The sequence below is a fragment of the Xanthobacter sp. YC-JY1 genome (assembly GCF_021730305.1).
GTDB classification, from domain to species: Bacteria; Pseudomonadota; Alphaproteobacteria; order Rhizobiales; family Xanthobacteraceae; genus Xanthobacter; species Xanthobacter flavus.
On record NZ_CP032674.1, the window covers coordinates 2,178,955 to 2,193,636 of the forward strand.

Below are 14,682 nucleotides of genomic sequence, written 5' to 3' on the forward strand. Positions count from 1 at the left end.
GAATGGCTACCTCGGGTGGTTGCGGCCTCGTAACACGTTGTCATCTCACGTCGGTTGCACGGCTGTCGCAACGCAGAGTAAGGCAGTGGTCGGCATCGCAGGAGGTTGAGATTCGATGCGCGGCGTGCCGCAGGACGTTCCGAGACTCTCCCTGCGGCCATTGCGCGTCGCGCTGTTCGTGCACGCCTTCTATCCGGACCATGTCTACGGCACCGAGGCCTACACGCTCGCTCTGGTGCGCCAGTTCAAGGCTCTGGGACACGTCCCCACCGTTGTGACCGCGCGGGCGGCCGGCGAGCCTGAACAGGCGGAGGAGATCGTACGCTACGAAGTCGAGGGCATTCCGGTAGTGCGGATCGATCGCAACCGGACGCCCTCCCACTCGGCCCGCGAAGACTACGACCACCCCGGCCTTGCTCCGCTCCTCGAACGCATCCTGCACACGCTCGCGCCGGACGTGGTGCACATCTGTCACCTCGCCAATTTCACTGCCGTCCTGCCGCATGTGACCGCGCGGCTGGGCATTCCGACGTTCGCGACGCTCACGGACTTCTTCAATCTCTGCATCACCACCCGGCTGGAGCTGCCGGATGGCGGCCTGTGTCACGGGCCCAATGCGATCCGCAGCAATTGCCTGTCCTGCGGCCTGCTCGCGCGGTCGGCCGAACGGCCGGACAGCGCATTCTGGCGGACGCTGGCGCAGCCCGCCGTCCGTTCCGCTGCCGCTGTGACGGCCGCCACGCTCGCACCCGTGCTGCCGTTCTCGCTCGGCCGCGACGCGCGGGCCGTTCGCGACCGGGCGCAGGTGCTACGCGTCGCTTTCGCCCATTGCCGGGCGGCCTTTGCGCCCAGCGCCTTCCTTGCCGAGCTGTTCGATGCGCACGGGGCGGGGCCGCCGCTGTTCCGCTCGCCGTTCGGCGTCGAAATCGACCGCGCGCCCAAGCCCGCCGCGCCCGCCCGGCCGGTGCGCTTCGGCTTCATCGGCCAGCTCGCCTATCACAAGGGGCCGCACCTGCTGCTCCAGGCGTTGCGGGCGCTGCCGCGCGATGCCTTCACCGTCGATATCTGGGGGTCTGAGAGCCTGTCGCCGGCCTATGCCCGCGATCTGCGCGGGGTGGCGGAGCAGACGGTTCCGCCCTTGCCGGCGCGGTTCCGCGGCACCTTTCCGGAAGCGGAGATGGCGGGTCTGCTGGCAGAGGTGGATGTGCTGGTCATGCCCTCCACCTGGTTCGAGAATGCGCCTTTGACCCTGCTGAAGGCCCTCGCCACGCACACGCCGGTGGTGGTCTCCGACGTACCGGGCATGACCGAGTTCGTGGAGGAGGGCGTCAACGGCTTCTCCTTCCCGCGCGGCGACGCGGAGGCACTGGCCCTGGTGCTCCAACGCTTCGTGGACGAGCCCGGCCTCGCTGCGGCCCTCAGCCGGACGACCTCCTACGAGCGCACCGAGCGCGACATGGCGCTCGACCTTCTCGCCATGTACCGCGCCTTCGGCGCTGTACCGGCAGACACCGTGCCGGTCTCTGCTTGAGGGGGCCGGCATGAGGATCGCCATCCTCGCCTCCGGCGTCCTGCCGGTGCTTGATGGTGTCACCGTCAGCGTCGATGCCCGCGTGCGCCGGCTGGTGGCGCGGGGCGACGAGGTGCTGCTGCTGGCGCCCGCTTCTGCCGACCGGACCCGCCCCGCCGGTCTGCCGCCGGCCGTCACCTTTGCGGCATTGCCGAGTGTGCCCTTCGGCGCGGCGGCTTCGGACCGCAACGTGGTGCCTGAGGCTGCGGCCGAGATCGACCGGGCGCTTGCCGCTTTCCGACCCGACCTCATTCACGTGGATGAGCCCGAGCGTCTCGCCCTGGGCCTGCGCCGCCTTCCCGCCCGTGCGTTCGCTCGGCGCCACCGCGTGCCGCTGGTCGCTTTCTTCCACACCAATTTCGCCGATTATCTCGGATCTGGCGGCAACCGTTACGGTCTTTATGCCCCGCTGCGCGCGGTTGTCTGGCGGGCGGTGGCGCAGCTCTACAATCGCTACGCCGCCACCCTTGTCCCAAGCGCGGCCAGCTTGGCACGGCTCCGACGTTTCGGCCTCGCGAACGGCCTCACCGGCCGGTTCAATGGGACGGATACGCAGGACTTCCATCCCGATCTGCGCCGTCCCGGCTACTGGAGTGCGCGCTGGGGCCGCCCCGATCTCGATGGACGGGCCGTGATGCTGATCGCCGGACGGCTGACTGCCGACAAGGGGTGGGCGGACTGGCGGCAGGTGTTGCCGGCGCTCGCCGAGAGGCTGGGCGACTCACTTGCAGTGGTGGTTGCGGGCGACGGCGCGCTGCGGGGGGACGTCGAGCAACTGGTCGCGGCGCTGCCCTGCGGCTTCCTCGCTGGGCCGGTGCCACGCGCGGAAATTGGCGCCCTTCTCGCCAACAGCGATCTTTACGCCACCTTGTCGCGCTTCGAGAACGCCAGCTTAGCTGTCTACGAGGCCCTCGCGAGCGGTCTTCCCGTGCTTGCGCTTGAGGCCGGCGGCCTGCCCGGGCAGGTGCGCCACGGCGTCAACGGCCTGCTGTTCAGGCCCGGGGATGCGCCCGGCTTCGTAGCGGGCGCCGCACGACTGGTGGAGGACGCGGCGGCCCGCCACGCCCTTCGCGCGGGGGCGCTGGCGGAGCGTCCGCTTCTGGACTGGGACCGCGCCTTCGCCGCGTGGCTCGATGCGCTCAGCGCGGTCGATCCTTGATCAGTCCCAGCGCGCCGGCCTCCTCGGCCAGCGCCGTCAGGGCCGCGTCGATCTGCTCTGGCCGGTGCGACGCGGAGAGGAAGAAACGCAGCCGCGCCGAGCGTTCCGGCACCCCCGGCGGCAGCACCGGGAACGCGTTGATGCCGCGCTCCAGCAGGCGCTGGGCGAGGATCACGGTCCTGATGGTCTCGCCCACCATGATCGGCACGATGCCGGCGCCCCAAGATGGACCTACGTCGAGGCCGAGTGCGGCGGCGCCATCGCGGAAGGCCCGGCTGTTGGCCTGAAGCCGCTGCACGCGCTCAGGCTCTTCCAGCATCAGGCCCAGCGCCGTGCGCGCGGCTTCCGCCACCGGCACCGGCAGGCCGACGCTGTAGACCATGCCCGGCGCAAAGGCCTTGAGATAGCCCACCATCGCCGACGGCCCGGCGATGTAGCCGCCGCAGCTCACCAGCGACTTGGACAGCGTGCCGAACCAGATGTCCACGGCCCGCGGATCGACGCCCGCATGCTCGGCGATGCCGCGTCCCGTCGCGCCCAGCACGCCGAGGCCGTGCGCGTCGTCGATCATCAGCCAGAAGCCGAACCGCTCCTTCAATGCGACGAGACGGGCGAGGTCCGGCCCGTCGCCATCCATGGAGAACAGTCCCTCGCTGACGACCAGCACCCGCTCGAAGCGGTGGCGCTCGCGACTGAGCATCGTCTCCAGCGCATCGAGATCGTTGTGGGGGAAGGTGCGGCGGGTGGCGGGCGAATATTGGGCGCCGAGCACCACGCTGTTGTGCATGAAGGCGTCGGTGACGACGAGATCCTTCGGGCCCATCAGCGTCGGGAGGGCGGCGATGGCGGTGGCATGGCCGCTCACGAACGCGACGGCATCCTGCGACCCGTAGACGTCAGCCAGCGCCCGCTCCAGCGCCAGATGCGCCGGCCGCTCGCCCGACGACAGGCGGCTGCCGGAGACGCTTGTGCCCCATGTCTCGACCGCGGCGGCGACGGCGCGGGTGATGCGCGGGTCACCATTGAGGCCGAGATAATCGTAGCTCGCGAAGTTGACGACCTCGCGCCCGTCGATGCGCGCGGTGGCCCCGGACCGTCCTTCGTGCAGCCGGTGATAGGGGTTCTTCAGCCCCAGCATGTCGGCCGCCGCCTGCTGCGCCGTCAGTTCCTTGTAGCGCGGCAGGCTCTCGAACGAGAGCAGCCCGTCCCGGTCGACGAAGGCGGGTGAGGGAGCGGGCGCCGGCGCTGCCGTGCCCGCACGCATCTCGCCCAGCAGATGCGCGAGATCCTCGTCTGACAAGCCGCGACGCCCGCTCATGGCACGGGCCTCACGAACCTGTCCCCGCAGCGTCGCGTGCCGATGCGGCGGCCATCTCGGTCAAGGCCTCGATGGACTCCGCATCGAGCCGCACGCCGTGACGGGCCGCAAGGGCGGCTTCCTCGGGAGCGAGGACCACAGCCGGTGCGGCCGCCTCGGCAGGTGCGGCATTCTCGGGCGTCCTGAGGCTCGACAGCGCGACAGCCGCCAGATCGTCCAGCGTGCGCCCGCTGCCGATGGAGAGCAGCGGCAGCTCAAAGCCGAACTTCTTCTCCAGCGTCAAGCGCAGCTCCAGAGCCATCAGCGAATCCATGCCGAGCTCGGACAGCGCGGCCGTACCTGTCACCGCGTCCGGCGGCAGGCGCAGGATGCCAGCGACCTCACGGCCCAGCACCTCGCGCAGAAGGACGCGCGCCTCCGCATCGCCGAGACCGGCGATCTGCTCCATCAGATCCTCGCCGCTCCCCGCTGCCCCGTCGGCCGCGGTGGAGAACAGGCGGGGGAAGGTGGGCGTGCGCAGCACCGGCAGCTGGCTCGCGATGGCGGTGCGGTTCACCTGCGCGTAGACGTTCACCACGTCCGCGGCATCGCCCTGCGCCATCAGCCGGCCGAGGAAGCCGAGCGCCTCGGCGGAGGCGATGCCGGCGACGCCGGTGGCCCGCGTCAGCCTCTGGCCGAGTTCCTGGTCCTTGGCGATGACGCCGGCATCGGAGATCGCACCCCAGGCGACCGCAAGGCCCGGAAGCCCGCGCGCGCGGCGGTTGCGCACCACGCCCTCCAGGAAGGCGTTGGCCGCCACATAGGCACCCTGACCGGGACTGCCGATCATGGCCGAGGCGGAGGAGTAGACGACGAAATGGTCGACCGGATGCCTCTCGGTGATCCGGTCGAGGGTCAGAACGCCGTCGACCTTCGGCGCCAGAACGGCGTCGAGGCTCTCCGCATCAAGGTTGGGAATGGCGCCGTCGCGCAGCACCATGGCGGTGTGGACCAAGCTGCGAAGCGGGCCGTGCGCGGCGACGAGCCGCTCCACCAGAGCCTCGAGCGCCGCCTCGTCACGCGCATCCGCCTGCTCGACGACGATCCGCGCGCCGGCCGCGCGGGCCGCCTCGATGCGTGCAAGATCGCCGGCCACACGCACGCCGGAGCGCGAGGCGATGGCCACCGTACCGGCGGTCTGGGCCGCCAGCCACAGGGCTGTCTCAAGCCCGAAGCCGCCATTGCCGCCGAGCACGAGATGGACGCCCTCGCGCAGCGCGGGCGTCTCCGGCGCGTTGGAAGCGACACGGCCCGTGCGGGGCGGGCGCACCACGATCTTGCCCACGTGCCGTGCCGCTTGCATCTGGCGGAAGGCGTCTTCCGTCGCCGATCCTTCCATGACGCGGTACGGAATGGGTTGGAGCGAGCCGTTCGCAAAGGCTTCGCCGATCTCGGCCATCAGCGCCGTCGCCCGCGCCTTGTCGTGGGCAAGCAACTGGTCGAGGTCCACGCCGAAATAGCTGATGTTGCGGGCGAAGGGGCGTAGCCCCACCGTCGTGTTGGAGAGGAAGTCGCGCTTGCCCAGCTCGACGAAGCGACCAAACGGCTTCACCAGCTTCAGGCTTGCCGCCATGGCGTCGCCGGCCAGCGAGTTCAGCACCACGTCGACCTTGCCGTGATCGCGCGCGATGTCGCGGGCGAAGGCGAGATCGCGGGAGTTGTAGACGGCCTCCACGCCCAGCGCCTTGAGGAGAGCCGCCTTTTCCGGCGTGCCGGCGGTGCCGATCACCCGCGCGCCGCGCGCCAGGGCGATGCCCACGGCCGCGAGGCCCACGCCACCGGCGGCGCCGTGCACCAGCACGGTCTCGCCAGCAGTCAGGCGGGCGCGGTCGACGAGGGCGTACCAGGCCGTGGCGAACACCACCGGTACGGCGGCTGCCGCCTCAAGGGCGAGCGTCTCCGGCACCTTGAAGGCGAACCACGCCGGCACTGTCACATGGGACGAGAACGCGTCGGGGGCAAAGCCCATCACGCGGTCCCCCACGGCGTGATCGCTGACGCCGGGACCCACCCGCGTCACCGTGCCAGCCATCTCGAAGCCGAGTGACGCACCGGTAAGGCCCGGTCCGAGGATGTCATCGTCCAGCGCGCCCAGCGCCAGCATCACGTCGCGGAAATTGAGGCCGGTCGCGGCCACCTCGATCTCGATCTGCCCGGCATCGGGGGCGATGCGCGGCTCGGCGCGCCACTCCATGGCCCCGAGCGCGCCCTGGCGGCCCACATGGAGCCGTGTGCGATGGGCGTCGTCGATCGAAGCCGCCTCGTGGGCAGGACCGCGGCGAACCCGGATGGCATATTCCCCCGTGGGGCGCGAAACCCGTTCCGTCTCCAGCCCGGACGCGTCGATGATGCCGCGGACGCGGCGCGCGGACGCGGCGTCGAGCGCCCCCACGTCGATGAGGCGGATGTCGAGGCCGGGCGTCTCGTTCATCGCCACCCGGACGAAGGCCGAAACGGCGACCGCCATCGGATCCAGCACCTCACCCGGCTGTTGCCGGCCACGCACCGTGATGATCCAAAGCGGCGTGTTCGCCGTCGCCGCCCAGGCGATCTGGGCCTTGAGGTCGAGCAGGGCGGACGCCAATGCGTCGCGCGGTGCCGGCTCGGCGTCGAAGACCATCGGCAGGACCAGCGCCCGCGGGGTGGTCTTCGGCTCGGGCGGCGTTCCGCCGATGACACGATCGGCAGGGCCCGCCAGCGCCAGCGCGAAGGCCGGGGCACGATCGCCGATGACCCAGACAGGCGCGGTCGCCTCGGGGGGCGGCGCGGGGAGGGACGCAGTGAGCAGGACGGTGCCGGAACCGTCGATCCGGGTGGCATCAACCACACCGGCGCGCCGCAGGGCATCTTCCACCAGTTCCGGAGCCGGCCGCTGTCTCGCCGTGGCGGCGTGGGGATCGGCTGCGCCCAGCAGAAGGTCGAGCGCAGGGTCGAAGGCCGGAACGGCGATCGCGACCTGTGCGCCGGCGCAGAGGGGGGCGACGCGCTCAAGCACGTCGATGTCGGCGGTGGTGTCGGCAAGGCCGAGCACGAGATCGACGGGCAGGAAGGCCGCATCCGGTGCCGCGCCGTCGACCACGGCAAAGGCGTCCATGCCCGGCATGGACGCGAGGCGCTCACACTCGGTGGCATTGGCGCCGACGATCGTCACCTGAGCGCGACCATCGCGGGCGAACGGAAGCAGGAGGGCCATCAGCGCAGCGCCGGGCCGCGAGCCGGCAACGATCTGGATCGGTCGCGGCGCGCAGGCGGCAATACTCGCCTCGATGGCTTCGCGCAGGGTTCCGAGCGTCGCGGCGGCGGAGACCGACTCCGTCTCGAACTGCTCGGCCAGGTGTGCGGGAAGGTCTGAGCCCCCTCCCGAGAGCGACGCGGGCAGGCTGGCCATGAGATGCGCGGCAAGGCGGATCTCGGCATTCGCCTGCGGAAACCGCTCGGCGAGCGAGCGGAAGATCAGCTGGGACGGAGGAGGAGCCGCCTCCTTCAGGTGCCAGCCCGTTTCATAATGGTCGGCAAGGCCGCAGGCGGCCAGATAGCCCATGAGGACCGCCGCGCGGCCTTCGGAGGCGCGCAAGAGGAGGCCGGCATCGGCTTCGGATGCGCACTCATACGCGAAGGAGCGCACGAAAGCGCGTAGCAACAGCGCCGCGTCGCTCGCTTCGGGCTGCACCTCGAACGCGCGGCCGGGCGGCGTCGCCGCGTCCATGCGCACGGGCTCGATGTCCACATGGAACTGGCGTTCCTCGTCCGGACGCTGGGACAGCACCACCTCGCGCAGCACGAGATCGGCGACCTCGGCGACGACGCTGTCGTCGGCGGCGAGCAAGGTGAGGTCCACCACCGCGGTAAAGCGGTTCTTGCGCTTGCGGCGCATGATGCTTCGGGTGACGGCGGCGCCCGGCTGCCAGACCCTGAGCGCGCCAAGGCGCACCGGCAGATGGGTGTGGGTCTCGCCCTCCACCACGTCGGCGTCGAGGAACAGCATGTGCAGCGCCGCGTCGAGCGCGGTCGGGTCGATCAGCAGCCTGTCCTGATAGGCGCCGAGCGGCGGACGGCCCGGCGCGATCTGCGCGATGCCGGAGTCGGCATCGCGGACCACATGGCGTACGCGGCGGAAGCTCGGCCCGTAATCGAGGCCGCAGCGGATGGCGGCGGCATAGACCTCGTCCTCGCTCACCTGCCAGGCGGCGGAAAGCTCCGGCCCGGGCTGGCGCGCGGCCTCACCCACCGCGAGCGAGAGCCGGCCGGTGGCGTGCAGCACGAAAGCGCCGCCGGCGAGCCGGTGGCGGGACCAGATCTCACAGGTGCGGGTGGTCGCCTCGAAGCGGGTGGAGACCTCCCGCATGCTGCCCTCGGCGAGGGCGAGCGGACGCAGGATGTCGAAATCGGAAAGCTCCAGCGGGCCTTCGCCGAGTTCCGCGCGGCCGACCGAGAGCATCATCTCGGCAAGCGCAGCGCCGGGCACCACGGCTACGCCGTCCACCCGGTGGTCGCCGAGATAGGGCACGATCTCCGCGTCCACCCAGGCATGCCATTCCGGCACGCCCTCGCTCACCTTCAAGCCCAGCAGGGGATGGGGCGCGGGCGCATCGTTGAGCCGTCCGTAGAGGCCGATGGCCTCCGACGTGGTGGGCAGGACGTAGTGTTGCCGGTCCCAGGCATAATTGGGCAAAGAGAGGGGCGGGGGAGGGGAGCCGAAGCCCCGCTCTGCGTCGGGTTCGAGGCCGCGCGCCGCAAGGCGGGCGACCAGCGCACGCACCGGATCGCCGTCGGTCTGGTCGTCCCGCTCGGAGAGGCTGCCGAGGCATTCGGCGGCGACGCCGGCCTCGCGCAGGGTGTCGCTCGTGGGGCCGACCAGGATGGACCGTGCGCCGATCTCGACGAAGTGGGTGCCGCCCAGTGAACCGGCAGCCTCGACCGCCGCCGCGAAACGCACCGGCAGGCGGATGTTGTGCCACCAGTATTCGGCGTCGAGGGCCGGTCCGGCGAGGACCGACCCGGTCACGGTCGAGACGAAGGCGGCGCGGGTTTCGCGCGGGGCGAGGCTTTTTAGGTCCTCGCGGATGGCCTGTTCGGCCCCATCCAGGAGGCCGGAATGGAACGGATAGGCGATATCGAGGGCGACGGTGGCGATGCGCTGCAGCCGAGCCGCCTTTTCCGCGAGCGCGATCGAGGTCTCCGGCCCGCTGAGCGTCACCGATCCCGGGCCGTTATAGGCCGCGACCACGAGGCCGGGCGCGGCGAGAGCGGCGACGAAGGCATCCGCCTGTGCCGGCCCGGCGGCGAGCGCGATCATGCGGCCGAGGCCGGCAACGCTCTCCTGCCGCTGGCTGCGGTGGTGGATGAGATGGACGGCCTGCTCCAGATCGAGCGCTCCGCTCGCCAGAGCTGCGGCCACCTCGCCGACGCTGTGGCCCAGCACCACGTCGGGTACCACGCCCTCCGCCTCCAGCGCGGCCGTGAGCGCGGCCTGGATGGCGAAGAGCAGCGGCTGTGCCACGCTGGTGCGGCCGAGGCGGGTGGCGAGGTCCGGTGCTTCCAGCGCTTCCGCCAGAGACCAGCCGCCGATGTCCCGATAGAGGGCATCGATCGCGGTGAAGGCCGCGCGAAAGGCGGGGTTACGGACGAGTGCCGTTCGCCCCATGCCCACCCACTGGGCGCCATTGCCGCTATAGACGAAGACCGTTTTTCCAGGGCGCCCCTGAACCTTGCCCGTGGCAACGGAGGGGGCCGCCTCTTCCCGGGAAAATCCGCGCAGGGCCGCCGCCATGTCCCTGGCATCGCCCACCGGCAGTGCGAGCCGAAGGTCCATCCGTTCACGCTGGTGGAAGGCGGCGGAGGCGATCATCGCGGGCGGCACGTCCCCGGCCTCGATCCGCTCGGCATAGCCGGCGGCAAGCCCCCGCAGCGCGGCCTGGGACCGGGCGGAAAGGAGAAGCAGGCGCGCCCCGGAAGCCGGCTGCTGCTCGGGCTCCTTCTCCGGTGCGCGCAGGATCACGTGCGCGTTGGTGCCGCCGAAACCATAGTTGGATACGCCGGCGAACGGCGTGCGGGTCAGGTCGAGGGCCACCTCTTCTCGCGCCGGCGCGAGGTTGAGCGCGGCGAAATCGATGTAGGGGCTCATCTCGTCGAGATAGAGCGTGCGCGGCAGGCGGGCTTCGGCGAGGGCCATGCCGGCCTTCACCAGCCCCGCGAGGCCGGAGACGCATTCGAGATGTCCGATATTGGACTTGACCGAGCCCACCGGCAGCGCCGCCGAACGGCCCCTGCCAAGCGCGGAGCCGATGGCGCTCGCCTCGATGGGGTCACCCACCGGCGTGCCCGTGCCATGTGCCTCGACAAATGCGAGCTGGTCCGGCGTGATGCCGAGCCGCTGATAGAGCGCGGACATGAGGGCCGCCTGGCCCTCAGCGGAGGGCAGTGAAATGCCGGAGGTGCGACCGTCCGAATTGGCGGCGGCGCCGACGATCCCGGTGCGAATCCGCTGACCGGCCGCGCGGGCGTCCGACGCGCGCCGCAGCACGATGGCGATGGCGCCCTCCGACCGCACGTAGCCATCGGCGGCCGCGGAGAAGGGGCGGCAGCGCCCCGTCGGCGACAGCATGGAGGCGCGCGAGAAGCCGATGAAGGGCGCCGGCGACAGAAGCAGGTTCACGCCCGCGACGACCGCGGTGTCGATCAATCCGGCATCGAGCGCAGCCGCGGCCTGGACCAGCGCCACGAAGGACGATGAGCAGGCGGAATCTACCGTGAAGCTCGGGCCGCGCCAGTCGAAGATGTAGGAGATGCGGTTCGAGATGATCGACAGGGAATTCCCCGTCATGAAATGGCTCTCGATGGCCGCGGGATCGCCTGCCGCGCCGGACTGGTAGTCCACGTTCGAGGCGCCGACATAGACGCCGATCTCCTGCCCCGCGGTGCGCGAGGGGGGCAGGCCGGCATCCTCCAGGGCCTCGAAGACCACTTCCAGCAGCAGCCGCTGCTGCGGGTCGATCTGCTGCGCCTCGCGCGGCGAGATGCCGAACACCGCCGGATCGAAGCCGAAGGGGTCCTCCAGATAGCCGCCGGCAAAGGTGTAGCTGAACCCCGGCTCGGTGCGACGCGGGTGCAGCGCGCGCTCGATGGGCCAGCGCCCGGTCGGAAAGTCGCGGACGGATGACTGTCCGGACTTCAGAAGACGCCACAGCGCATCGGCACTCGCCGCGCCAGGCAGGCGCAGGGCGTGTCCGACGACCGCAAGATCAAAGCCACCCTGACTGGAAACAATCTCAGAACGCAACCCCGTCGTCTCCCGCTGTGCTTTTCGGGTCCGCGCCCGACAATGCCGCCATTGCACTTTCGCACGGTCAGACGCGGCCCGAGATCACCCGGGGCAGTTCGGGCGCCCGACGCGGCGTGTCGTCGAGAGCCCATTCGAGATATTGCCGCGCCGCAGTTGCGACGGGAACCGGTGGCCGCAGGCTTTGAACAAGACGATCCCAACGGTCCGAGTCGGTGGCGGCCAGAAGGCTTTCGCCCCAGTCGGTAGCATTGCCTACCCCCACGTGCAGTCCGTCGACGCCGTCACGTACATGCTCGGCCATGCCGCCGATGTTGGAGCACAGGATCGGCCGGCCAAAGCGGCGCGCTTCCTGGATCACCACTGGTGAATTTTCCCACCACACCGATGGCACGACCACCCAGTCGATGCGCGCCATGCGGCGAGGGAGATCGTCCCGATGGTAGGCGCCGGGCCAGTGCAGCACGCCCTCTTCCATCAGCGGCCGGCGCAGCGCCTCGATGCGCGCTCGGAAAACGTCATCCTGCTTCTCGAGATTGGCGCCGTGAATCTCCAAGTGCAGGTTTCGGCGCTGGGCGCGGCTGAGGTTGTTGAGCGCGGCGAGCAGCACGTCCACGCCCTTGAACGGCGTCACCTGGCCGAAGAAGGCGAAGCGGTTGCGGCGGCCGTCCCCGGCGAGCGGGCGCGGCGGCAGGCGCTCGCCCGTCGGCTGACCGTTCTCGATCACCGTGATCCGGTCGGGCGCGATGCCCCAGTCGATGTAGCGCTGGCGCAGGAATTCGGACGGCGCGATGAAGCGGTCCACAGCATCGAAATGGCGGCGGATGAAATGCTTCCGCAGCCAGAAGTCCTCCTCGCTGCGTTCGGGGAAGCAGACGGTGCAGGCTTCGGGCATTGCCGAGTAGCACAGCTCATTGGTGCCGGCCTTCACCATCTGGCCGCCGTTGCTGCACATGGCGTAATATTCATGAAACGTGAGAATTAAGCGCGCATCTGGGCAGGTCCGGCGAATTTCGCGCAACATCTCAAGGCCGATGTTGGCATAATGGTGGACAAACACCACGTCGGGCCGTACCCGTTCCAAGAAGTCGCGGAAGGCGCCGAACACGCTATGCCGCAACCCCGACTGGAACTTGAACCAGTTCGAGATTCCGGTGCTCCAGAGATACTCGTTGGATCTCAAGGGGCTGATGAGCCCGCTGAGACTACGGCCTTCATGCCGGGCGAGGAGGATGACGTTGTCGGCTGCCTGACTCTCTCTCAGGGACGTGAAGAGCTGGTGGGCAGCAACTTCTGCGCCGCCGGTGCTGAACTCTCGGTGGCCGTGAGCGATGACCAGAATTGTTTCGGTCATGCTCCCGCCTCCAAACTCTTCCTAGCTTCAAATTTCTCGATGTCACTACGCCAGCGCGTCTCGTGAAGCCATGCGTTGAAGAGCGTCACGCCGAGCCGGAACTCTCCCGAGCCCTGGAAGCCGAAAGACTGCCGCTCCAGATGCGTGAGCGTGATGTCCGCGCAGACCCCCACGCGTCTGCCGCCTCCTCTGGCCTTCAGGCAGAGGTCGGAATCCTCAAAATCGCCAATAAGATAGCTTTCGGAGAAGCCGCCGAGGGACAGGACTTCCAGCCGGTCGCCGAGCAAACATGCGCCCGTCGCCGCGGGCCATTCCACGACAGAGCCAGGCGTTGCGTCGAGAGGAGGCAGTCCTTTGCCGGGGTGGTCATTCATCCACACGCCGAATGAATTTATGTAGCGAAAAACCATCCCGTCATGCTGGACTCCGCCGGAGGGAAACAGCAGCCGGGCGCCGAGGAGGCCGTAGTCGGGATGGTCGTCGAGCCGCCGGCTCATTGCGGCGAGCCAGCCGGAACTCATTGGTACCACATCGGAATTAAGGAACAGCACCTGCCGCCCGCGGGCCAGCGAAAGCCCCAGATTGCTGGCGCCGGAGAAGCCGCGGTTGCGGCCGCCCCATACCAGGGTAAGGGGGACGCCGTAGAGCTGCCACCAGGTGTCCAGGGCCGCGAAGACCGGGGTACGGATGGCCGGGTCATCGACCACGTAGATGACCTCGCAGGTGTTGCGGATGAACGGGTCGTCGGCAAATTCCAGCAGCTGATGCTCGACGAAGTCGTACCGTCCGAACAGTGGGATGACGAGCGACACCTCCGGCTCGGCAGGCACGGTTCCTGCACGTTCCACCCAGGTTTTCGAGGCCCGTTCGGTGCGGTTCAGGAGGGCTTTCAGCACCGTTCCGTCGTGCCGGGCGATGCGCTCGACCATCCGCTCGGGGGGCACCGGGAAGGAGAAGGCCCAGCGGGCATACCCCACCGCGTCGCGAGGGGCGGGATCGACCCCGCGCTCGTGCAGCAGGACGAGAGTGTCCCCATCGCGGGCGATGAGGCGGGCGGTGCGGCCGAATCCGGCGGGGAGCGCCTGCAGGAAGCCGGCGTCTGCGCAGTCGGCGCCGTAGTCGGCGGCGAAGGCGTCAAAGATGTCCTGCCGGTTCCAGCGCACCGGCGCCTCCAGCGGCTGGCAGAGCCCGGCCTCGTCCACCAGGAAGAACGGCCCAGCCCCCAGCGTCCATCCGACGCAGAGGCCGCCGGCGCCGGGCACGCACTTGAGGATCTCCATGTGGCCTTGGGGCGCGCCGGGCCGAGGGGAGCGGACGGCGGAGCGGGCGACGGCGGCCAAATGCTCCGGCAGGTCGCGGACCAGATCGATCAGCTGGGCACGGGCGGCGGCGTATTCGGCGAGGATGCGGGAAAGGTCGCGCTCCAGCCGCTCGGGCGGGAAGGCGGCGACCTCACCGGCGCGGGTCTGCTCGCCGGCGCGGGCGACGATGCGGCTTCCCGTCGGGGTGGGGCGGAAGGCGAGCAGCAGGCCCTGCACTTCGCCGGCGAAGCCATAGGCGGCGGCCACATCTGGCCGCGGCACGGAGATGGAGATATCCGGCGCCAGACAGCCCTGCGGGCCTTCCAGCGAAAGCGCGGCATTTCCCGTGGCCCAACCCGTGAGCACTAGCAGATCGCCGTCCCGGAACACGCGGTCGAGCCCGGCGCCGGACACGGGACGATGGCCGTCGCTGTCGAGCACAGGGGGCCAGACCGGCCCTGCATCGCCGGCCGGGGGCGCCACCGCCGGAGCCGCGTCGGTCTCGATCCGGGCGGATGAGCCGAGGTCAACGGCTTCCGGAGCGCTACGCCGGAACAGATATGAGAGCCAGCCCATCCCCTTCTCCGCTCGCCTCTGCCGCACGCCTAGGTTTGGCTGCAGAAATGTTCAATTAGCGTTCGGGGTGGGGGGTGTCAAACCCG

6 protein-coding genes are annotated in these 14,682 nt (G+C 69.9%); 2 read left to right on the forward strand and 4 right to left on the reverse strand.

The genetic code is table 11. The annotated features are described in order from the left end of the window. Positions 1-115: 115 nt before the first annotated feature. Positions 116-1,531, forward strand: coding sequence for a glycosyltransferase (locus tag D7006_RS10190; RefSeq protein ID WP_237356517.1), 1,416 nt, complete (start codon positions 116-118; stop codon positions 1,529-1,531). 10 nt (positions 1,532-1,541) lie between these two features. Then, entirely contained in the window at positions 1,542-2,729 is a 1,188-nt protein-coding gene (locus tag D7006_RS10195; RefSeq protein ID WP_237356518.1) for a glycosyltransferase, read from the forward strand. Here the strand turns inward: D7006_RS10195 and D7006_RS10200 are convergent. The 4 genes from D7006_RS10200 to D7006_RS10215 all read right to left on the reverse strand — a co-directional run bounded on the left by D7006_RS10200 (position 2,710) and on the right by D7006_RS10215 (position 14,596). Next, positions 2,710-4,047 carry an aminotransferase class I/II-fold pyridoxal phosphate-dependent enzyme gene (locus D7006_RS10200; RefSeq protein WP_237356519.1) on the reverse strand — a complete coding sequence of 446 codons (1,338 nt, stop codon included), beginning with the start codon at positions 4,045-4,047 and terminating at the stop codon, positions 2,710-2,712. The two genes, D7006_RS10195 and D7006_RS10200, sit on opposite strands and share 20 nt — an antisense overlap. A 10-nt stretch (positions 4,048-4,057) precedes the next feature. After that, on the reverse strand, positions 4,058-11,365 hold the full coding sequence (locus D7006_RS10205) for a type I polyketide synthase (RefSeq protein ID WP_237356521.1): 7,308 nt from the start codon (positions 11,363-11,365) through the stop codon (positions 4,058-4,060). 67 nt (positions 11,366-11,432) lie between these two features. Then, positions 11,433-12,719, reverse strand: a complete 1,287-nt coding sequence (locus tag D7006_RS10210) for a glycosyltransferase family 4 protein (protein ID WP_237356522.1) — start codon at positions 12,717-12,719, stop codon at positions 11,433-11,435. Further along, entirely contained in the window at positions 12,716-14,596 is a 1,881-nt protein-coding gene (locus tag D7006_RS10215; protein ID WP_237356524.1) for a glycosyltransferase family 2 protein, read from the reverse strand. The genes D7006_RS10210 and D7006_RS10215 overlap by 4 nt, the downstream gene beginning before the upstream one ends. Positions 14,597-14,682 lie beyond the last annotated feature (86 nt).